The sequence below is a fragment of the Nocardia sp. NPDC023852 genome (assembly GCF_040639505.1).
Lineage (GTDB): Bacteria > Actinomycetota > Actinomycetes > Mycobacteriales > Mycobacteriaceae > Nocardia.
The window spans coordinates 73,611-95,950 of sequence record NZ_JBFAAB010000007.1; the positions used below are offsets into that span (position 1 = coordinate 73,611).

The window sequence follows — 22,340 nt, forward strand, 5'->3', positions numbered from 1 at the left end:
GGTGCCGGTTTCGGACAACGCCCCAACCAAGTCCCGCTGCTGCTCGGCCAGCAGCGGCAGTGCGGTGGCCCGATCTCGCGCCACTCGCTCCGCCGGCTATTCTCTTGCGCCGGAATCGGTTCGTGCACTGAAGATATCGGTGCTATCGAGAAGATCGTACAAGAAGTCGCCCGACCGCATCGTTCCTGCTCGTTCCCGCTCGGCCTCGGTAATCGGCACGACATTCACGATCCGTACAACATCGTCGCCGATACGCACACAGTCCTGGCCGTCGGGGAGGAAAGGACCCGAAAGGAAGACCGCCCGGCAACCGGGAAACGTAGGAAAATCGTCGTCGAGTCTTATCATATGGCCCCAATCCAGCCCACCACCGGTGAGCCACGGATAGATCGCGACATTGGCCAGTTGGCGTGCGATAGCGTGCTCCTGTTCTTTGTCGACCGCTCCGCGCCGCGCGAACCGGAGTTCGGCGCGCAAGCCGCGGGTCTTCCCCGAGGGCGCGGGCATTTCCTCGATCGCCATGCCAACGGTGGCGAACGAAGTCATCTCGATGGCATCGGTTGGCCGATAGACGACCACATCGAGCCGATCGACGGGTGACGGCCCCTTGTCGAACAGGTAGCCGTCGTCTTCCGGGCCCCAGTTGGTCTGGAGGTCTTGGAACACGCCGCGCAGGATGGGTGGTGCGGGCACTGGGAAATCCTCTCGGGAGACTGCAATGACCACGATCGTGGGTCACCTATCTCGGTCAGCCGGTCACCTTGGCCAGTGCCAATGAGGATATCTCCATCAGCGGCCGGGTGACTTCGTCGTACCGAGACCCTCGTAGTGGTACAGAATATCGATGGTCACGTTGTGATAGAGAATAGTGATCTCCGCCTGGCTGGCCCTTCCCTTCGATCGGCGAAACCGTCGTCACGACCCGCGGTTTCAGATTCGTGGTCGGCAGATTCGATGAACGGTGTCCTCCGCGTCGGCCAGACGGTCGGCAAACGCACCCGGTTCCGCGGCAGCCAATTCCGCGTACAGCGTGACGGCACGCTTCGCAAGGGCACAGGATTCCACGGGATCGCGGTCACGCAGCAACAGCGCCGCCTCGCGAGATATGGCGGCCAACTGCGGCAAGTAACGCAGGCGCATCCACGCGACGGCTTCCTCCGCCAATCCCAGTGCCCGCCGGGAACAGTCGATGGCGGCATCATCCGCACCGGCCGCCGCCAGGTGAGTAGCGTGCCAGCGCAGGCAATCGCCGAGGCCGGGCCCGTGCTGGCGGGGTTCGTCCTCGACGAGGCTCTCCCACAACCGCAGCGCACGGGAACTGTGGTCCAGCGCATCGGCGTTGCGCCCGGCACGCGCGAGATGGCGGGCGTGATCTACCAGTGATCCGGCGAAGTCGGCACCGTTGTACGGCTGTTGCTCCCACGCCTGTTCGTATAGGTCGACAGCCTGCCGCGACAGTGTCAGCACAGTGCGATCGTCGACTCCGAGCTCCGCCTCCCAGCGTGCCCGATGCCACAGTGCCCATGCCAGCTCGCGGGATGCGTCGTCGTACTCCTCGACCAACTCCTCCCACAGCGGTACGGCCTCGTCGAGGTTGTGCAGAGCATCGGCCAGCAGACCCATATCCGCGAGGGCATCGGCGAGGGCAACGCGGAATTCGGCGAGCTGCCAATACGGGTCCTCGGCACTGGACTCGGGATTGTCCGCCACCTCTTCCTCCAGCAGCGCCAGCGCCTCCCGCGCTGCGGCGACGGTCTCCGGGCGCCGACCAGCTTCCGAGCAGCACGATGCCAGATCACGCAGTAGATCGGCCATGCGGAATCGGTGTGCGGCACGATCGCTTTCGAATAGTGCGCGCATCAGTCGAACCGGTTCCGCCAACCGCGTCACCGCCTGCTCCGAATATCCCGTTTCGCACAGAGTCGTTGCGTACCGGTGGTGCGCATCGATCAAGTCCGGCACCAGGTCATCAGCTCCGTCCGAGATGAGCGAATGGTACTGGCCGACACTGCATTCAAGCTGTTCATGCGCGGCCTCTGGTTCACCGTTGTGCAGCCACATCCGCGCCGCCCACGCCGCGCAGGCGGCCAGCGACGGCGACGACCGCTGCGGGTCTTCCGCGAACGCGGTACGCCAAATCGACAGGGCACGTTTGATTTCCGCCGCCGTCCGGTCGCGCTGACCGAGTTGACACCGCGCCCACGCATGCTGCTGTACCGCCTCCACCCATCGGGAGCGGTACTGCTCGGGATCGCGGGCGATCAGCTCCTTGCAGGCCGATACGGCGCGTTCGAGGTAAGCGGCGGCCTCCTCCCATTCGTGCTCCGCACCGCAGAAACGGGCATGTTCGCCGAGGACGTGCACCAGATCCGGTAGATGCAATTCGGCATCACCGTCGACAAGTTCCTGCCACAGTCGCACGCCGGCCCGCGAATGCTCGCGCGCCCGCGGCCAGTCGCCAGCGTTAATCAGCCGGCAGGCGAGATTGTATGTGGTCGTGGCCAACTGCTCCAGTACCGACCGCCGATCGTATGCCGCCTCGGTGGCAAAGATGCGGACGGCTCGCTCCTGAGCCACGACCGCATCGTCGTGACGGCCGAGACGATCCAGGGCGTACGACCGATTGTGCAGTGCCCGGGCCAGATCCAGCGCTCGGGAATCCGGTGGCTCACAAGCCAATTGCTCGAATATCGCGACCGCGCGATCGGCCTGTTCGAGTGCCTCCGCACTGCGTCCGAAATCGGTGAGCAGTCCAGCGCTGTTGAGCAGGCTCGTACCCAGAGACGGCCGATGGGTGCGCCCGTCGATCGCTGCCAGTTCTTCGAACATGGCTATGCCGCGCCCCGCGATGTCGATACCATCCGCGCCGCGTCCCACCGCATCCAGCCGCTGAGCGTGATGGTCCAGGCACCGGGCGGCAGCCTCGAGATACCGGGCTCGATCGTCCTCCAGTAGCCGATCGAACCGGTCGACGGCGTCAGCAGACACCTCGACCGCGTGCTCATGCCGACGTGTGTCGGCCAGACATTGCGCGTACCGGTCCAAGGCGGACGCGAGATGCTCCCGATAGGGGACGGGATTCGACTCCGACAGCTGTCGAAACAGCTCGAGCGACCGCCGCGCGTACTCGACGGCCTCGAGTGGTCGAGCGCTATCGGCGAGGTACACAGCGTGATTGCCCAGCGCGACCGCGAGTTCCGCGGATTCGCCCGCTGGGTCGCGGGCGGCCATCCGCTCCCGCAACTCCAGCAGCAATGTCGACTGGTCGAGGGCCTCCGACGGCCGGCCATCCTGCATCAGCGACCGCGCCAAGGCGTGCAATGCCGCCGCCCGATGCTCATCCTGGTCGGGTCCGGATGCCAATCGGTCGCAGATCTCCATCGCCGCCATGGCCGCGGCCCGCGCATGATCGCGATTGCCGATATCGATCTGGATCGCCGCCACCTTGCCGAGCGCATACGCGAGCTCCGCGGTGTGCCCTTCCGGATCGCGCTCGGAAAGCTCCGCGTAGATCGTCTCCGCGCGAGTGGCGTATCCCAGCGCTGCATCGAGATCGCCGAGACGCGCCAGTGTGGTGGCACACGTACACAGTATGTTGGCCAATGATGCGCGATCGTCGTCGTCACCGGATTCGACCAGCTCCTCGCATAGTGCGACGGCCCGAGCCAAAAGCGCTGTCGATTGCCGATAGTCGTCGAGCTGGTTGAGTACCAGGGCGCGGTTGTGCAGTGCGTCGGCCAGCGCCGCGGTCGCGTTGTCCGGTACCGCCGCGGCGACCTGCTCGATCACCTCGATCGCCGCGCGGGAACTGGAATCCGCGCGCTCGTCGCACACGTGCAGATGTGCCAGAGTGGCGCAGGTCAGCGCCCAGCCCAGCCACGGCCGGTACTGCTCCGGGTCGATCGCGTCCAGTTTCCCGGCCTGCTCGACCACTCGTTCCCAGAGATCAGACGCCTCGACGCCTCGACCGGCCGCACTCAGCCGATCCGCTTGGGCGCGAAGCGCATGCACCGACTCCGGCAGATGCCGCTGGTGTTGCCGGGCCAGCCGGGACCATTCGCGAACCGCTCCTGCACCGAACTCGATGGCTGCGTCCGGATCGTCGAACTCATCCGCCGCCGCGGCAATCCCGTCGAAGCCGTTCGCCACCGCGGTCGCACACTTCGTGCCCGGGCGATCGCGGATGCGCTGCCGAAGCTCGACGAAACGCCACCACGCCACCACCGCCTCGGGACGGCGACCGACGCAGTGCAAATCGTAGCCGTAGCCGCGCATCGCCTCGGCCAGGTGGGCAATCACGGACTCATCCGTCGCGGCGGCTGCCTCGGCCATCGACACGGCCCGCTCGGATACGGTCACCGCCTCGGTGTACAGGGTGTGCCGCCGTAGCAGCCGGGTGAGATCCGACAGCGCATACAAGGTGGCGGCAGGAGCGATCGCGGTGGCGTACCGGCGCAGCCGCTCGCCGCGATGCTGTTCCCATTTCCGCACCACGGACTCGAATCCACCGCGGTCCGCCAAGGCGATATGCTCCGACCACGATCGGTCCAGAGCGCCGAGCTTCGAGAGACCGCTGACCTCCGCCAACTCTTCGTAGAGACGAACGCCGCGCTCGGACAGCTCGGCAGCGGCCGCGTACCCGTCCACCGACTCCACGAAGCCGGCGGCCGTCATATGAGCCTCGGCGAGCGCAGCCAGGTGGGCGACCCGGTCGACCGTGACCAGTTCGGTGTAGATCTCGATCAGCCGCCGGCCCGCCACAGCACCCCGGGTGGTCACCTCGGCCTCGTCGTCCGGATCATGGCGGGCGGCCTCGGCAAGGACAGCCACCAGCTCCCCCAGCAGCTCCGCCACCCGCAACAGGCCCGGAACCCGATCGATGGCCTGGTCGTCGCAGAGCGCTATGGCCGCGGTGAGCAGATCCGCGGCGACCAGGGAGCATTCCTCCTCGTGTTCGCGCGCCGCTCGCCGTCGCAGCCTCTGGACACGTTGCGAAGGCCGTGGATCTTTGGCCCATTCGCCCTGCGCGGCCCGTACGAGTGCCCGATGCAGCGGTTGCAGCTCCGGCTCGAATGCGGCGGTATCTATGACTATTGCCGCCGCTCGCGCCACCAGCAGATGGTCCGCCCAGAGATCCAGCGCGGCAACCAGATCCGAGACCACAGTGGTGTCCGCATCCCGCGACACCTCCCACACCGCATCAGCCACCAGCAGGCGCAGCTCGTCGGCGAATTCTTCGGGCGACCGGGGAAAGCCCGCCGCCGGGACAGCAACCACAGGTTGCCTCAACGTCCGGTCGAAGGCACGACAGCGCCTCGATCCGCTCGGCGGCGCTCGTCGCAGCGGTGCTCAGTGCGCGGAGCCCGCCGACGCAACCCAGCCAAACCTGACCTCTTCACCCGATGCATTGTGCCAAGAGACGCACTCGACGGGTCGATCGTGGACGGTGAAATATCGACTGCCACAGGTATTTACCTGCAGCTGACATTCGTCACCCTGATATTCGAGCGGAGAAGGCGGAAAACAAGCCTGTGGGTCACCTGGTCTCGCCGATCAACGACGGCTGGTTCGAGACGACCGCCGCGTGCGGTGGCAGCATCAAAGTAAATTCTTTGTCGAAGAGCGCCGCGAATGCCAAGGTTCAGGTGTGTTATCGGGATGACAACTCCGGTGACAAGAAACTGCGCCCCGGCAGCAAGTGCGGGGAATTCACGACGCTCGAGAAGGACAAATGTCTCACGGTGGCGGAAGGCGTCGAACCGGGCACTAAGTACCGCTTCGAAGTCAGAAGTGTCAACAACAATGACGATTCCGTGCGTAACGCCGATGCCCCGTACTTGCGTAAGGGCTAACGACCAAAGGCCGCGGCTGACCGACGTAGCACGCAACTACGCTTCCATGGCCGGGTGGCAGTACCCGGCCATCGAAGCATGATCCGCTCGAGGGTTTTCAGGTCGAAGGCGGCGCGGGGCCATTACCCCCAGCAGGTCCTTTTCCGCGACGTGGAGGCCAATAAGGCCCGGCATGCCTTCATTGCGTCCGGAATGAGTACGTGCTCAGGCAACGTGTGGCTCAATGGGACCAGCGAGGACGGCCTCAACGAGCCCCGCGGCCATAACCGATGGAGCCAGAGGCTGCTGTACGACAACGCGAAGGAACTGCGCAGCCGGAGCGAGTGGGATTGGGTTTTCTCTCTGCATAATCGAGGCGAACCTGTTCCGGCCACCACGTCCGGTATGTGGTGATTTGTCAGGCCGCGGCGGGAATGGTGCGCAGTGCACGAATCGGTGACAGCAGGACGGGCACCACGGCCAGGGTGCCTCCCGCCGCCGCCAGCCACAGCACACCGCGCAGTCCGATCGGCCCGGCCAGTACCCCACCGAGAGCGGCGCCGAGCGCGATGGCACCATAATTCACGACACGAAAGGTCGCCGTCATCCGGCCGAGCACCTGGGGTTCGGTCACCGACTGACGGAGGCTGACCTGATTGATATTGGCCACGGCTACACCCGCTCCCACCAGCGCGAGACCGGAGGCGAGCACCGGTGGAGCCATCGGCCCGGCAGGTGCCACCGCCAGAATCGACAGAGCGGCACCGGCCAGGAGTACTCCACCCACTATGACCCGCCCGATCCCGGCGCGGTTCGTCACCCGGCGGTTGAGCAGCGAGCCGGCGAGCATCCCCGCGTTGCCGGCACCGAGCACGATACCCAGAGCCACCGGCGACACATGCAGCTCACGAATGCAGTGCAGCACCAGCACCGCCTGGCACATGCCGAAGAACCCGAACGAATTCCCTACACCGGTCGCCAACAGCAGCGGCCGCAACAGCGGATCGGTGAAGACAGCCCGCAATCCGGCCACGATCTCGGCGATCATCCCGGAATCGGTGTTCCGCGGCGGTAGCGGATCCGGGTGGCGGATCAGTAGCAGCGCCAGTGCCGAGAATACGTAGCTCACCGCATCGGCCACTATCGCGAACGGTGCGGTGATCCACTGTACGAGTATGCCGCCGATACCGGGTCCAGTCAGATCACCCGCCGTGCGCGACAACTGCAGTTTCGTATTTCCCTCGATCAGGCGCCGGGCGCCGACCAGCGTCGGAAGATATGCCTGCGAGGCCAGGTCGAAGAATACGCTCATCATCCCGACGACAATGGCGGCGGGAAACAGCAACCACACGTGCAGCACACCGGTCGCCGCGGCGATCGGCACTGTCAGGAGGACACCGAAGCGCACCAGATCGGCAACGATCATCACCCGCCTACGCCGGAGCCGGTCCACCCATACACCCGCCGGCAGGCCGATGATCAGATACGGAGCATAGTGCGCGGCAGCGAGCAGACCCACCTGGAACGCCGATGTGCCGAGCAGCCCGATGGCGGTCAAAGGAAGCGCCAGTTCGGTGATTCGGGTGCCGACGACGCTGATCGTCTGGGCACCCCACAGTTTCAGGAAATCGGGATGCCGGCGCAGCACACCGGACGGCGAGGGGGCGGTAGCGGTACTCATCTGCTGGATCACAGGCCTGCCGCCGCCGGCACGGCCGGTGCCGGCACGACTGCCTGCGGTAGGTCGCGCTGTCCGACGAAGGCGCCGGTCAACAGGATGCTCCCGGCGGACGCGACCAGGCCGAGCATGATCCACAGCGCGGCTCTCGTACCCAGCCAGGTACCGAGCATCGCACCGGCCAGCGCGCCGGCCGGGGCTGTCCCGGTCAGCAGGACCCGGGTCGTCGCGGTTACCCTGCCGAGCATTCCAGCCGGGGCATACGACTGCCGGAAGCTAGCGACGACGACGTTGCTCATCGCGACGCCGGTAACGCACACCAGCATGCCGATGACATAGAACACCACTCCGACCCCGGGTGACGTGAGCGGCACCAGCAGAACAGGAGGGCTCAGGACCAAGCCGCAAAGGAGAAGGCTACGGGCCGTTCCGAAACCGGCGGCAATACGCCTGGCCAGCAGTGCACCGAGAATGGCGCCGACTCCCCCGGTGGTGAGCAGGAGTCCGGCCAGACCGGGCCCCACACCCACCTCCCGGACGAGGAACAGCATGATCAGCGCGTCATATCCGGCCAGCCCGAAATTCGACACTGTGGTCCAACTGGTGATGGGTCGGAGATACGGATCCTTGACGACGAACCCGATACCCTCGGCAATGCTCCGCCGCAGCGGCTGCCGGGGATCACTCGGCAAAGGACGTACCCGGCTGTCCGATCGCCGACCACATACATCGCGAACGCGCACCAGGCAGGCGACCGATACCAGAAAGCTCGCCGCATTGACCAGCAATGCGGTTGCCGCGCCGATGGCCTGGGCGAGTAGGCCGCCCAGGCCGATGCCGGCCAGGTGAGCAACACTCGCGCTGCCACGGAGCTTCGCATTTCCTTCCATCAGGTCGGCGGCGTCCACCACCGCCGGGACCATGACCTGATAGGCGGTATCGAAGAACACGGCGGCCGTTCCCGAGAGGAATGCGACCGCGAGAACATGCTCGATGGTCAGCAGGTCCAGCCAGGCCGCCACGGGGACGCTGGCAAAACATGCCGAAGCGACCAGGTCCGTGACAACCATGACCTTTCCGGAAGGCAGCCGGTCGATCCAGACTCCCACCGGAAGCCCGATGAGCAGCCACGGCAGGTATCTGAGTACCGCAAGCAGGCCGACCTGGAAGGGCGTCGCGTCCAACACCGTCACCGCCAGCAGTGACATGACCACAACAGCCAGTGAGTTTCCGATCTGGTTGACCGATTCGCCGAACCAGAACAGCCGGAAGTCGTGCTGACGCCATAGTGCTCCGAGGCGCCTCCCGGACCCGTGCGACCACATATGCCACCGACCTTTCCACACCCATCAGCCGTCCTGCGCCGGATCCGCGCCGTTCGGCGTGAAGAATCGGCAGCGAGCTACCGGCCGTCGCCGGCGAGTGCGGGCAATGTGTGGATTCCCCTGCCGGTCGGCAACACCGGAACACCGGTACGGCTGAGAAAGAAGGTCTCCAAGCCCGGAACGAGTACGGTGACGACCGGGACTGCCGATTCCACGGAGTTCCACCGCAGGTAATAGCCTGACAGGCCAGCCTTTCCCAGAGCGTTAGTGACGGTCTCGAGCTGGGACTCCACCGAAACTGGTGGCGGATCCCACCATCCCGACGGCCGATGCGGTACCGGTTGGCTCTTCCCCGAAAGATGGGTGCCATCGAGCGTCATGCAGCGCTCGAGCACAGGCCAGGATTCGAGACGGGCAAGTTTGCGGTGCAGCTGAGCCAGGCGTTCGGGCTGCTCGGAATGAGTCACATGAGTCTGGAGAAGTTCGCCCAGGGCACGTTCGACCGCGTAACCGGGTGTCGTGGATGCGCCCGCACCGCCGGACACCACGTAGGTGGAACGCGACGGCAGTGCGCAGTAGGACGGCACCCCGATATCCGTCGTAATCTCACAGATCAGTGGGGAGGATCCCATGGCGTGCTCGATCTGTTCGCACATCTGCCGAAGGTCGTGCGGAAGGTCGACCGGGTCGACCGTCCGGGCAACCGAATTCGCGGAGGTACACCAGTCCAGGAGGGACAGGGAAAAGGCGTCGCCTTCGATGACCTCCAGCAGCGCGTGCAGCAGCGCCTCCGGCTCCGACACACCCGCAGCCGTACCGAAATTCGTCGCATAGCGCAAATACGAGTGATAACCGACGTCTTCGCCGGGTACGGGATACTGCAAAAACCAGGGGAATCGTGCGAATGCCGGATACCACAGTGCATCGGTGCCCGTATGAATCGGATCGAACCGCAAACAAGCGATCCGCGCATCCGGGAATTCGGCGGCAAGCCGAGGAATGAGGGCGTCTCCACGCAGTGCGGGCTGATCCGCTATTTGCTTCGCCGGAATCAACCGCATCCTATCGGCATTACCCCGTAACGCGTCGAATCCGGAATTGTGGCAGAAGTTCTCCCAGGCCTCGAATAGTGCACTGGCGTGGGCCTGCGGTCCGGCTCCGCGCCCCGAAGCATCGGCCACCACGCTGCCGTCCCGGGTGCGGAGCAGGCATCGAACGACACTTGTCCGCGTTTCGGACCGGGTGATCAGCTGTACCGAAAGAGCTTCGCGATCCAACTCCTCGTGCAGTACACCGACCGCGCTTTCCGGCGCCATATGGCGAGTGTTCAATACCCGCAACGACCCACTCCCTCCGTCGATCCCGACGAGAATCGGCCACCGGATGGCGCTCGGGCGGGTTGCACCGCCCGAGCACCATGCGATGGGTATCAGCGATCGGCTGTCACGAAACCGAAAGCGCGGTCAAGGCTTGTCGCCTCGTCTGCCGAAATTTGAAACTCTTCCAGCGGCAGACCTTCTTGGTCCTTGGGGCCGTGATTCTCGGGACCGGATGCCATGTTCCACTCCTTATGCTTGTACCGACCAGAATTACCTGCTACTGATCACGATAGTGACCGTAAATAGATTGTGATTTTATTCCTCAACCGTCAAGGGCCGAGCGGCACGGAACAGCCGATTTTACGAAGATTTGAGAGGGTGGATTCACGGTGCGTCCCAATCGTCCCGAGTCAGAAAATACGCCGCAACCCCATCCGCATCCACGAAACGGCCTGTCGCGCGTGGGAGGAACTGTACAGGCTAACCACAGCTACCGGCTCAGCGTAGGCCGGGCAGTTGCCACGGGCGAGAGGCTCAGGATTCGTCGATCCCACCGCGTTCCGCTCCGTTCCCGGTCGCCCCAGACTGCTCGGCCTCGTGGCCCGGAGTTCGCAGCGGTCCCACCGCCGTCGGGCAGCGATGTAGTACCGGACCGGGTGTCATCGCGGCCGGGCTCCAGGAATGTAGCTCACGCCGGCGGGAATGGGCGCTTCGGCAAAGTCGGTTCGACAATCTCGACCAGGCCGAGATTGCTCGGATCCGCCCCGAGAAGAACATCCAGCATGGTGATCGTATCGCCGGACCGGTCGTCGGCGAGCCCGGACAGACCGGTCCCGACATCTACCCCGATCCTCCTGTTGGCCTTCGGAAACCGAATACCGACTCCCTCGCCGCGAATATCGACCTGTCGCTGCATTTCGACAAGGTCGGTGACCGGGATGCCACCCAGCCGCTCGACGTCATCGGGCGTGAGCGGAACGTCGACCGCTTCGTGCGCGGATAGGGGCGAATTCGTCAACACGTCGATCACCAGTTGGTCCGACAATTCGTCTTCGCGATGATCGCCGACGCTCCACTCCATGGTGTCCGTATCACGAACCTCACCATCGGCGAAATGGTGAACGAGCACCCGGACAGCCTCGCTCTCGAGCCGTTCGACGATTCTGGTCGGTATCCCCAGCCAGCTCGCTGTGCTGTCGATCGCGAATCCGTATCGGAAGCGCATGGACGGGATTTCGCCCAGTATCGGTTTCCCTGGGAAGTCGTCCAGTGCGGCTCGTATCTCACTCTCCCTCGCCTGGAACACCGGACGAATCATCAGGTGATCGGTTCGCACATGCGCGTCGTTCACGAAGCGGACGGCGATCTTCCGTCGGCAGGCCCGCAGTCCCGCATGATCCCTGATCCGCCGCACGGTGATGCCACCCAACCACGCACCGAACGTCATCTGATCCGGGATATTGCGAGCATCGCGGCGGGCGATGTCACGGATCTCGGCGACGAGGTCCCCCGCGACCCGGGCACCATCATCGCGGGTGCCGTCGGCGTCGCCGCTCTCGCGGCCGTGCACTTAGCGGTGAACATCGGATTCGACACTGCCCCACAATTGTTCGAAGGCATGCTCGTCGCCCTGATTCACCGACCGCATCAGGTCCGTTTCCCGCGCATCCTCGCTACCGAATGCCGTATCCCACGGATAATCCGGCACGGTGCCTCACACTGGAGCATCTCGGGACACCGGATCCGATACGGCTACCTCCTCATCTGCCGCAGCTACCACCGCCTGATCGGCCGGCGCCAGCACGGCCCGGAATACCAGATCGGCGACTCGGCCGCCAGTATCCCCAGCAGGTCCGCCGTATTCGTGGATCTCCGCTCGGACATGAGCAACTCCACGCACCCGGGTGCAGCGCGTCCAGCGCCAAGGCCCGGGTGGGACAGGTTTCCACCACGGTCTTCCACTGACGCAGCGTCAACCGCCACACCCACTGCACTCGACGATCGGCCGCTTCGAGATCCACTACGAGCGTGTGGAATTCGGCCAGTGCCGACCGGCGCTGCCAAAAGTCGTAATACTCCGACAGCATGCTCAGTGTCCCGGAGCGCTCGATCGGTCGCGCCGAGCTGTCCGGCCCCGAGGTCGACTGCGAGGATACGAGCTGGAGAGCAAACTCGGACCGTACCTCGCGCCGGCAGGTGCGGGATATGGCTCGACTGCCGCACTGACGGCGACGACTTGACGGTGTGCGTCGCGCTGTACTCCGGCGAACTGATAGCACTGGATGCTGCGACGGGCGAAGTGCATTGGCGTCAACACCTGATTATCCGCGAAATACCCATAGTGGCAATGTCATTGGTAGCAGACGCGGGGCCGCCTACTGATCGGAACTCTCGATCGCCGAATCCTGGACTGCGCTGCCCGACGACAGTGCGCCCCCTCTTGATCGGTCGATGGCGATAAGGGCCAGCGGCGCCACCGTGCAGGATCAGCCGGTCACCTTCTCCAGCGCCTTCGTCGACATCTGCATCAGTGGTTGGGTGAATTTGTTCTGCCCCAAACGCTCATAGTGGTACGTGATACCGATGAGCACGTTGTGATAGATGAACCATATTTCACCCTGGCTGATGTTGTTATTGCTACTCTTGAATTCTCGGAATCGATCGTCATCGGTGCCGGGAACCCCGACCGCGTTACCCGGCTTGCGTTTCAGCTCGCTCTTGGCCTTCTGCACACCGGATTGGTTCTGATTCGCCTTGAGCAGCTTGGTGGTCACAATGACCCAAACAGCCGGCTGCCCCTGGGCACGGTGGGTTTTCTGGTTGGAGAAGCTGCACTGCGCCGATTTCTCGTAATCCCGGTCACCGCCGATGATGTTGGTCGGCTCGGTGGTGAACGTGCCCGGAATGAACGGAGCCAGTTCGGCCTCGGTGAATATGCCGCACCCCATCGGCGCGTCGGCGAGATCCAGCGATGTGTCTACCGCGGGCTTCTTGTTCGAATCCTCCTGGAAGAATAGGAAATAGGCACCGGCACCACCACCGGCCAGCACCACCAGCACGAACACCAGCACGAGCGCGATCAGGCCGCCACGCGCCTTGCGCGGTTGCTGTTGCGGCGGCCATGGCTGACCGTACTGCGGATGCGACTGACCGCCCTGCGGCGGGAACTGCGCCGGAGCTCCGGGGAATGATTGACTACCCTGCGGGAACGGCTGCCCCTGCGCCGGGAACTGTGCCGGGTCTACTGGGTACGGCTGTCCACCCGCCGGGACCTGGCCCTCCGGGAACAGTTGGCCGCCCACTGGGATCCGCTGTCCCGGCGGGAACTGCTGACCACCTTCCGGGAATGGTTGCCCCTGAGGGGGATACGACTGACCACCGTCGGGAGGCAGCCTGGGCTGCCCTTCGGGAGGCGCGGACGTCTGTTGCCCATGCGGCGGTGCCCCGCCTCCCTTCCGCAACGAGGGCGGCATCCCTTCCTGCGTGGCGGCGGGTTGCTCCCCCGGCGCCGGGGTGTGTTCCGGCACTCCGGGCTGAGACATGAAACCTCCTGACGGGGCCACGAGCTGGGCGGACCCGGCCCCGGCTCGGGAATGCATCGGTCGCCAGATTCTGGTCCCTGGCCTGTGCCCGAGACAAGCCGGCCGAGTATTTCTTACAGTCCATTGACCTTGCGCGCGGGGGATCGGATTCCCGCCGTTGGACACTGCGCCACCCACCGACGGCGGGCCGACACTGGAAACCTGCGCGAGGTGTTGAACCGGCTGTCGAAGCTGGCATTCCCGGGCCCCGGTGTCGGCACGAACCTCGGCGACCACGGGTAATGCCCGGGATGGACGAGCGTCGCACGGAGGTCGACGGTTGGCAGGCGACGTGGCGGATCGACCACCACCACCGCATTCGAATGATGCTGGTACGCAATATCTCCGAACTGCAGCCACTCCTGGCCGCCGCACCGGACCTGGCGCAGATGCGCGGCAGTACCGCCGCTTGCGCTCCCGTACCTCTTGGTGAGCGTCTTCACCAGACCGTCCATGTCCACGCCGCCGGAGACCGGCAGGCATGCGTGCCCGCCAGTATGCCCGGGCTCGTCGCATGTCAGGTCACCGGCATCTATTCGCATGGAGTGGTCCACGGTCGCCGCCAGCTGATCACTATCCATAGCGAGAATTCAAGCACCCACCATTGATGGAATCAATGTGGCCAGCGTGGCCCAGATAATCCGCTACATCAATGGATTGTAAAAAGTCGGCCGTTCCGTGCCCGATGAGTTTTATTCGGATCGGCGATGCCGATACTGCGATAAGAAACCAACGTCACGACGATTGGGCCCATGTCCTCGATAGTGAATAGGGCGGACAACGATATAAAGAAATGCGAGCGGTGCACAACCGAGCCACCTACCCTCGACCATCTGACCGCCGCCTTCCACGATGCCCATTGCACTGTCGCGAAAAATGGGCGACTGTCCGCCGCCGGCCACAAGATCCTGGACTCCTGCGAAAAGCTGGTCGCCGCGGCGGCGGTAGTGCGATAGCTCGTCGGCTACCTCGGTGGCATCGCGGCGATTCAGTACTTCACCGCGGTCAATTCCGTTCCCTGGGAAATGATCCCGATCGCCCTCCCCTGCGACGGGTCGGCGGATGGCGGCGCGCCGACGGCGCTGGAATCTCAAACGGATGTAAAAAGTGGTCGGCGAACTCGATTCGGCGATAACGCTGCTCTACGTTGAAACGGTAGCCAGGACGTAACACAATGCTGCTCGAGCTATCAACTACATCAATTATCCGAATGCGCAATGAGATTGGGAAACAATGGAAACATGGGCACCAAGGCGGTCGGTTCCATCGCCGCCGTTCTGCTGATCGGCACCGGGCTGAGCGTCGTGACTGCCGCACCCGCGAACGCGGCCGGGACTTGCGACTATTTCTACCGGTCCGAGGACAGCAGAAACCGGGTCGGGACGTTTCCGGGACCCAGCAACTGCTCGCTGTGCCAGGGCAACTCGAATGATGCCGTCAAAGCCCTCCAGATCACGTTGTGGAAGTGCTATGGCCAGAATATTTCTCGTGACGGCGTTTTCGGTCCCAACACAAAATCCGCTTTGATCCATGCCCAGGGGGAGGCGGGTGCCAGCACTGACGGCGTCTTCGGGCCCGAAACCTTCAGTAAGCTGAAATGGGCGTTCTTTGAAGGAACCGAGGCCAGCTGCCACCGGTACGGCCACGGCTAATACTGCAATCGCATACCGTGCGCTCCCGCGCCTCGAGTTTTAAGTACCCCGCAATGTTCTTTAGGGCGGCATCCGTCCGTGGCATCGTGGGAACTGAGCATGAAGGAGTCCAGGATGGCTGCCGACCCGACTATGGCCGACGAGCCGTCGAACCTCGACGAATGGTTCGACCACATCAGCGTGGTCGCCGGTCTGCTGGAGGACCTGCTGCCCGACGACATCGTGCTGGATTACTCGATGGAGTCGTTGTTTCCGCTGGAGGGGGCCATTCAGGCCTCAGGCCTCGACGAGATGGGGTCGTCGTTCACCGGCGCCGTGGCCGCCTATCTCGGCGAAACCCTTATCGGGGTCGCGAATGGTCGCTGGGACTGGGACGACACGCCGGGTAGCCCCACGGCCGGGCAGCCGCTGGTGTTTGCCGACGACGCGCTCGGCCTGCCGCCGGTAGCGCCGGTCGATCTCGTCGAGAAGTCCGGCGTCGACATTTTCGAGGAGACATACACGCTCTGGGCGAAAGCCGCACAGACCCACGCGGCAGCACATCCCGAATTGCAGCCGGTCCGGCAGCCCCCTCCCCGCCGGGACCCGGTTGCGCCGGAAGAACTGGAGTGGTTCGAAGGCAAATACCTCCAGGTCTGGTTGGTCGAATGCGACCGCGAGTTCGGGAACTGGGTCGCGCGCTTCGGTGCGGGTCACACCTGGGACTTCTCGCTCGACAGCGTCGATGCGCTTGTGCAGCAGTTGTATCGGATCACTCCCACACCGGAGCAGTTCCGGGATCCCGCGAATGCGGTGTTCGCCGACGGTGCCTCGTGGTACTTGGGGGAGATCCTGCGGCACGCGGCACCGTCGTATTGGGGCATTCGGCACCGTGGCGAGACGCGAGACGACTTCGACGTGACCCAGGAATCCAGACGCGGCCACAGCTGGTCGCCGGCCGCCGCGCTGCATGCCGCTGTGCAAGACGGTCATCCCCTGAACCTGCTGCGCCGGATCGAGTCCTGGGCTCCTCGAAAAGTACCAGCGGTGATCCCTCCGCTGACCGAATGTCTGTGGACCGGAACGGCCTGGCTCGCACCGTCGCACATGTGGGGGTACTTCTTCGCGTCACGCCTCGAGTCGCTCCGCGAGGTGGGCATCCCGCTGGACCACTCCGCGGATTCGCTCCGCCGGTTCGAGGAGTTGCTGCTCGACGCCGGCCCAGACCCTGAGCTGGATGCCGCTGTCGCCGCCTATCTCGGCGAGACGCTGCTCCTTGTCGGTGGTGGAAAGTGGTCAGGCACAACAGTTGAGATGGGCGGTGGTCCGGATCCGGTCAGCGTCGCACCGATCGACCTCGTGCGGCTGGCTCGCCGGCGGCGGGACGGGGTGACATTCACCCGTGTGCATTCGGCGTGGGAGCGTCGCGCACACGAGCTGCGGGCGAGAAGCCGGGACTGGCGTCCGATGAGGTCACCGGCCCCCTGCCCGGTCCCCGCACCGCCGGTCGTGCAGACCTGGGTCGCCGAGCGCGAGCGCGAGTTCCCGGACTGGGTCGCGCGTTACGGCGCGGACCACACCTGGGACTTCTCCCGGGAATCGCTGGAGGCGCTGACGTCGGTCATCCTCGCCGTCACACCGACACGCGGGGAACTGTTCAGCCCGGACAATGCCACATTTCTCGCGGGCGCCTTCTGGTACTTCGGTGAAGTCCTGCGCCGCGTCAGACCGTCACATTGGCGCTACATCCAATACCTCAGGCAACCTCAACCGGACGACCCGCTCCAGTGTCTCGAGATCGCCATACTCGACTCGTACGACAGTACGCAGAGCATCGTCTACCTGTGTCCCCGCGTGAATCCAGCCGTCTTTTTCGGTCTGATGCTCAGTCAGAACGACCGCGACCGACTGAACAGCATTTACCGCAGCTGGGTGAACGGCACCCGAGCGGACCGGGCGAAGAAGGCCATGGACCGGCGGGAACGCAAGAAGTCCCGGCGCAAGCAGTCCGATGCCGACTACCTTGCCTCCTGGCTGTCCGATCGCGAACGCGGCTTTCCCGATTGGGTCGCCCAGTTCGGCGCGGATCACACCTGGGACTTCTCGCCCGAATCACTCGACACGCTGGAGGATCTCATCCTCGAGGTGGCCCCGTTGCCAGAGCAGCTGCTCGAGGACAAGACCCACTTGGCGTTCCTCGACGGCGCAGCCTGGTACTGCGGTGAGGTCTTCCGGCAGGCCAGGCCGTTGCGGTGGCACTACAACCGGAAGGCAGGCATCGACTGCTACCTCGTACCGGAGTCCGGCGGTCCCGGCTCCCGAGAACTGGTCGATACCCTCGCCGGGATCTATCTGCACTACGACCGCGGAGTGCTTCGCCGCATCTTCGGCCGATGAAGGGTTGAACGCGAGTCGTACGGGTTTCGACCACATCTGGCCGACCTCGGCTGGGCGGAGCTCGCCGACGATGCTCGCGGCCGAACCACGGTGTGTCAGGGTCGATTTCAGGGTCATTCCTGATCCGGCGCGATCATCGGCGGCGAATACTCGACATACGGCCTCATGTCGGTGTCGAGCGCCGACCGTCCCTTCGAGACTCCTGTCGAGGCCGCCCTGATGACTGTCACACTCCCCGCCTTCGCGCTCGGCGGGACCGAGCAAAGCGCGTGGTCATTCGGCCCATTCTTCGTGGGCGCACTCGCGGTGTCGGTCCTCATGACGCCGATGGGCAACATCTCCGGCGGTAGCATCCTGATCCCGGCACTGTTCCATTTCCAGCTCAATGGGCCCGCCTGGCCCGAGGGCCAGCCGTGGGAGAACTACGTGTTCGCCGTCGCCGCGGTGGTTGTCGTCGTGCTGAACCGAAAGACGATGCTGAGCCGCGACGAGGCAGTCACCCAGGTGCTGATGCCGGGGAAACAAGCAGCTCCACGAAGTATTGTCGTACCATAACTTGTACGACTTGATAGGATGCGCTCATGGCTAGAGCCCTACCTATATCGACCGTGCGCCAGAACCTGTTCGGTCTGGTGCAGCAGGTCAATGATGACCACGAAACCGTGACGGTCGTGTCCAAGACCGGTGAGAACGCGGTCCTGGTAGCGGAGAGCGACTGGAATTCCTTGATGGAGACTCTCTACGTGCTGCGTACCCACGGCGGCGTGCAGTTGCTGCAATCCGCCGAGGACGCCAGATCTGGACGTACCGAAGCCCACGAGTTGATCGACCCGGACGCCGACTGATGGCGGACCGAAAACTCACCTTCACCGCGCAAGGCTGGAAGTCTTACAAGGCATGGCTCGCCACGAATCGCGACGTGCTCAAAGGCGCGAACAAGATGATCGACGCAGCACTTCATGACCCGTTCACGGGCATCGGCAAGCCCGAGCCGCTGAAGCACCAGCTGGCCGGACACTGGTCACGCCGCATCAGCCAAGAGCATCGGTTGATCTATCTGGTCACCGACGCCGAAATGGTTGTGGTGCAGGTGGGGTCACATTACGAGGATTGAGCCCGCACGTCGATCCAGATCGGCGCCGTGGACTGCCGAACTGGCGGCTATCCACGACCGGCATGATTGCCGCCACGGCGAATGCCAGGAATCGCTCCCGATCGTCCGCCGGCATCAACTCGGCGACCAGGAGGACTGCGTCGGGTCCCGGGTATACGCATCTCGCAATGCCGCAGGGTCGGCACCATCGTTCGGCCCATAGCCGCCGATGATTACCTTCCGCATCGCCTCCAATGCGTTACGCAGCAGAACCGCGATCCGAGCCACTGCAGTCCCGAGTGCTGCGAGTGCCCGATCTCGTTCGGAGATATTGTCGTTCCGTTGCTCACCACCTGAACGAGTGCCTGTATCTGAATGCCCTCGAGACGAAGGGTGTCCTGAGAACAGGCGCGCGGGCTGGCCGAATGCCCGCGGCGGCGCGATTCCCAGTTACGCGTCTGGATTCCTGCCGGTCGGCTTGTTCGACGTATCCGTGGGGCGGGTTCGTGCGATCCAGAGATAGGCGCGGCTCGTCAGGCCGGTATCGGTCAGTGTGGGAAGGTCACCGAGGGAGCGTGCTTCCTCGGGCCGGGGGCTGCGTTCTCGACGCGGCGGCTCGCCCGGACGGAAAACCGTCATCCGAGTCTGCTTGCTGAGCACTTGACGTTTGATCGCTGCCTCCGGTGGGGTCCAAGCCAGCCACCCGGCGGTCGCACCGTGCTGGAATAGACCCATTTCGTTCAGGATCAGCATCGCCACGTCGTAGCTGACAGGGTTGAGTTCGTGATCGAGCCCGTCGAGGACCTTCCATTCGGCACCGTCGATGTCCGAGCCGACCGGCAACCATTCTCCGTCGTCGTGACACATGTAAAGTACGTTGTCCGGGCCGATCACTACGTCGGCCGGTACCGGCGGCGGAGAATTGAGCCACATGACGTATTCGCCGCGACGGAGCTCGGCGCGTTTTTCCAACGCCGACCACTGCTCTGGTGTCACCAACGACCGCAACCACATCGGTAGCTGGGGCAGGTATATGCCCAGCTTTCCGAGATGCTGTCTCTCAGCACCCGGTATCCAGTCCAGCCGATCCAATGTTTTCATGAACATCCCGGCCGGTTTCGGAATGCACTTCCCCTCGGCACGCAATCGCGCGGCATCCGGATTGGAATCCCAAACGGCCAGCTGATAACAACCCCCGAGGCGGTCGAGCAAGTTCTGGATCTTTTCCTGTTCCTCGACCGCGATACCGTATTTGGTTTCGAGATCGGCGGGCGTCACCGGCCCCACGTAGTCGTGGTCGCGCGGGTCGAAGAATGCGTCCAGTACACGGCGAATCTCTTCGAATTCGCTGGGCGACCGCTCGGCGTTTTCGGTGGATTCGTCTCCGCCCGAGTCCGTTTCCGGATCGGGGCGGACCACCAGCACAGAACCCCGCACCGGGAACGGCCAGCGACGGGCGGTGACGTCGGGATCGATCAGAACCTCTGAACGCGGCATAGGTGCACATTCGGACCCGAGTTGCACAACCGAATCGGGCGTTGGGTGATCGGCGGGTAATCGTTGCTGGTTACGGGGTTGCTGGTGGGCGGTATGGGTCACTAATCGGTCGGTAGGATCGCTGGTCGTGGCGTTCATTCGCAAGGTGAGGACCGCGTCCGGGGCGACGGCGGTGCAGATCGCGGAGAAGGACGGACGCCGCAACAAGATCATCGAACACGTGGGGTCTGCTCATACCGATGCCGAGCTGGCTGCGTTACTCGAGACTGCTCGCGGCAGACTGCTGGCCGGGCAGCAGATGCTGGACCTGGGTATCAACGGCGCCGAGCCGGGGCCGGCGCGGATCACCGGCAAACGTGCCCGCTGGCTGATCGAGACCATCGCCACGGGCTGGCGGAGTCTTGGCTTCGGCGTCATCGCCGACGAGGCGTTCTTCCAGCTGATACTGGCGCGGCTGGTAGAGCCGACATCGATGAGTGACACCGCCCGCGTCGTCGGCGAGCTCGCCGATGACACCGGCGCACCGCAACACCTACGCCAACGCGCTGGTCCGCTGCACCACACGCGATTACCGCGACCGGATAGCAGCGGCATGTTTCGCTCACGCCGCGAGCACCGGCGGGCTCGCGTTGGTGATCTACGACGTCACCACTTTGTATTTCGAGGCCGAGACTGAAGACGGGCTGCGGAAGGTCGGCTACTCCAAAGAACGCCGCGTCGACCCGCAGATCGTGGTCGGCCTGCTCGTCGACCGCAACGGATTCCCGCTGGAAATAGGGTGTTTCGAAGGGAACACCGCCGAAACCACCACGATCATCCCGATCGTCACCGCGTTCCGGGAACGACACGATCTGATCGGCACCGACATGGTCGTCGCCGCCGATGCCGGGATGCTGTCGGTGACGAACCTGACCGCACTCGACCAAGCCGGCTGCAAGTTCATCGTGGGGTCTCGGCAAGTCAAAGCGCCGGGCGATCTCGCCTCCCACTTCCATTGGCACGGTGACCATTTCACCGATGGCCAGATAATCGACACCGTCACACCCCGGCGAGCCGGAACCACGGTCAACAACATCAACAAGCGCGCCGGACCGGTCTGGACGCCCACCGACGAGAAAGCATGGCGAGCGGTCTGGCACTACAGTTCGGCCCGCGCCCGCCGCGACACCGTCACACTCAACGCCCAGGAAGCGCGGGCGCGGGCAGCGGTCGACGGCAGCAAACCCGCGAAATCGACACGGTTCGTGAAAGTCGCCGGCACCGACCGATCGGTGGACGAGGCATCCCTGGCCAGGGCGCGATCCCTGGTCGGGCTCAAAGGTTATGTCACCAACATCCCCGTCGCCATGATGGCCGGCAGCGAGGTGATCGGGAAATACCACGACCTGTGGCACGTCGAGCAGTCGTTCCGGATGTCGAAGACCGATCTGAAAGCCCGGCCGATGTTCCATCACACCCGCGACGCGATCGAGGCACACCTGACGATCGTGTTCACCGCCCTTGCCGTTGCCCGCTACCTGCAACAAACCGCCGGTGTCAGCATTCAACGGCTCGTTCGCACCCTGCGGCCACTACAGGAGATCACCGTCGTCATCGCCGGGCACCCACACCTCGCCGCCGACCCGATCCACCGAGAAGCCACCGAAATCCTCACCGCCCTGCACATCCCACACCCCTGACATCAGACGGCACGAAGTGGGTCACCAAACCTGTGCAACTCAGGTCGAAGTGCGGCAGTTCTCGCAAGGGCGAGAACCACGGCGAGCCCGACGGATTCGTCGACGCAGCGTTCCAGAGGATGTCTCCACTCATCAACGAACGATCAGGCAGCAGAAGAATGCACACTGACCTGCGCGGGGCCCACAGTTCAAGAGCAGCCGCAGCGGCTGCAGCAAGGAATGCGTGGTGGTCACGTCCCTCGATGAAGGCATGGTCGGCGTGTGGTACAGGTCTTCCCACCGCACGGGCGCCGACCCGAATGCATGCCG

The 22,340-nt window shown here is 64.2% G+C and carries 16 protein-coding genes and 1 pseudogene; 7 read left to right on the top strand and 10 right to left on the bottom strand.

Annotated features, from left to right (window positions below; genetic code table 11):
- Positions 1–96 precede the first annotated feature (96 nt).
- Both AB0H00_RS14245 and AB0H00_RS14250 read right to left on the bottom strand, forming a co-directional pair.
- Positions 97–693, bottom strand: coding sequence for a suppressor of fused domain protein (locus AB0H00_RS14245; protein WP_357265692.1), 597 nt, complete (start codon positions 691–693; stop codon positions 97–99).
- 237 nt (positions 694–930) lie between these two features.
- On the bottom strand, positions 931–5,277 hold the full coding sequence (locus tag AB0H00_RS14250; RefSeq protein ID WP_357265694.1) for a tetratricopeptide repeat protein: 4,347 nt from the start codon (positions 5,275–5,277) through the stop codon (positions 931–933).
- Positions 5,278–5,531: 254 nt separating this feature from the next.
- Between AB0H00_RS14250 and AB0H00_RS14255 the strand changes: the two genes are divergently transcribed.
- Positions 5,532–5,852, top strand: a complete 321-nt coding sequence (locus AB0H00_RS14255; RefSeq protein WP_357265696.1) for a hypothetical protein — start codon at positions 5,532–5,534, stop codon at positions 5,850–5,852.
- A 397-nt stretch (positions 5,853–6,249) separates the two neighbouring features.
- Here AB0H00_RS14255 and AB0H00_RS14260 read toward each other — a convergent pair whose 3' ends face one another.
- The 7 genes from AB0H00_RS14260 to AB0H00_RS14290 all read right to left on the bottom strand — a co-directional run bounded on the left by AB0H00_RS14260 (position 6,250) and on the right by AB0H00_RS14290 (position 14,315).
- The gene (locus tag AB0H00_RS14260; RefSeq protein WP_357265698.1) at positions 6,250–7,512 is read right to left on the bottom strand and encodes an MFS transporter; all 1,263 of its coding nucleotides are present in this window, start codon (positions 7,510–7,512) and stop codon (positions 6,250–6,252) included.
- Positions 7,513–7,520: 8 nt separating this feature from the next.
- Positions 7,521–8,834 (bottom strand): MFS transporter, encoded by a 1,314-nt coding sequence (locus AB0H00_RS14265; RefSeq protein ID WP_357265700.1) that lies wholly within the window; start codon positions 8,832–8,834, stop codon positions 7,521–7,523.
- Positions 8,835–8,911: 77 nt separating this feature from the next.
- On the bottom strand, positions 8,912–10,150 hold the full coding sequence (locus tag AB0H00_RS14270) for a YcaO-like family protein (RefSeq protein WP_357265702.1): 1,239 nt from the start codon (positions 10,148–10,150) through the stop codon (positions 8,912–8,914).
- A gap of 113 nt (positions 10,151–10,263) precedes the next feature.
- Positions 10,264–10,392 carry a hypothetical protein gene (locus AB0H00_RS14275; RefSeq protein ID WP_357265704.1) on the bottom strand — a complete coding sequence of 43 codons (129 nt, stop codon included), beginning with the start codon at positions 10,390–10,392 and terminating at the stop codon, positions 10,264–10,266.
- Positions 10,393–10,841: 449 nt separating this feature from the next.
- Positions 10,842–11,723, bottom strand: a complete 882-nt coding sequence (locus tag AB0H00_RS14280; RefSeq protein WP_357265706.1) for a hypothetical protein — start codon at positions 11,721–11,723, stop codon at positions 10,842–10,844.
- Between the two features lie 916 nt (positions 11,724–12,639).
- Positions 12,640–13,455 carry a hypothetical protein gene (locus tag AB0H00_RS14285; RefSeq protein ID WP_357265708.1) on the bottom strand — a complete coding sequence of 272 codons (816 nt, stop codon included), beginning with the start codon at positions 13,453–13,455 and terminating at the stop codon, positions 12,640–12,642.
- A gap of 353 nt (positions 13,456–13,808) precedes the next feature.
- Complete coding sequence (locus AB0H00_RS14290) at positions 13,809–14,315, bottom strand: hypothetical protein (RefSeq protein WP_357265710.1); 507 nt, start codon at positions 14,313–14,315, stop codon at positions 13,809–13,811.
- A 660-nt stretch (positions 14,316–14,975) separates the two neighbouring features.
- On the opposite strand from AB0H00_RS14290, the gene AB0H00_RS14295 reads away from it, so the two are divergent.
- From AB0H00_RS14295 to AB0H00_RS14315, 5 genes are all read left to right on the top strand, one after another.
- The gene (locus tag AB0H00_RS14295) at positions 14,976–15,386 is read left to right on the top strand and encodes a peptidoglycan-binding domain-containing protein (RefSeq protein ID WP_357265711.1); all 411 of its coding nucleotides are present in this window, start codon (positions 14,976–14,978) and stop codon (positions 15,384–15,386) included.
- A 114-nt stretch (positions 15,387–15,500) separates the two neighbouring features.
- Entirely contained in the window at positions 15,501–17,762 is a 2,262-nt protein-coding gene (locus AB0H00_RS14300) for a hypothetical protein (protein WP_357265713.1), read from the top strand.
- A 219-nt stretch (positions 17,763–17,981) separates the two neighbouring features.
- The gene (locus tag AB0H00_RS14305; RefSeq protein ID WP_357265715.1) at positions 17,982–18,317 is read left to right on the top strand and encodes a hypothetical protein; all 336 of its coding nucleotides are present in this window, start codon (positions 17,982–17,984) and stop codon (positions 18,315–18,317) included.
- A gap of 26 nt (positions 18,318–18,343) precedes the next feature.
- The gene (locus AB0H00_RS14310) at positions 18,344–18,607 is read left to right on the top strand and encodes a type II toxin-antitoxin system Phd/YefM family antitoxin (RefSeq protein ID WP_357265717.1); all 264 of its coding nucleotides are present in this window, start codon (positions 18,344–18,346) and stop codon (positions 18,605–18,607) included.
- Positions 18,607–18,876 carry a Txe/YoeB family addiction module toxin gene (locus AB0H00_RS14315; RefSeq protein WP_357265719.1) on the top strand — a complete coding sequence of 90 codons (270 nt, stop codon included), beginning with the start codon at positions 18,607–18,609 and terminating at the stop codon, positions 18,874–18,876. Before AB0H00_RS14310 ends, AB0H00_RS14315 begins: the two co-directional genes overlap by 1 nt.
- 429 nt (positions 18,877–19,305) lie before the next feature.
- On the opposite strand, the gene AB0H00_RS14320 is transcribed toward AB0H00_RS14315, so the two are convergent.
- Entirely contained in the window at positions 19,306–20,352 is a 1,047-nt protein-coding gene (locus tag AB0H00_RS14320) for a hypothetical protein (protein ID WP_357265721.1), read from the bottom strand.
- 127 nt (positions 20,353–20,479) lie between these two features.
- On the opposite strand from AB0H00_RS14320, the pseudogene AB0H00_RS14325 reads away from it, so the two are divergent.
- Positions 20,480–21,953: pseudogene (locus tag AB0H00_RS14325) on the top strand (IS1634 family transposase); the annotation flags it as partial.
- Between the last annotated feature and the right edge of the window lie 387 nt (positions 21,954–22,340).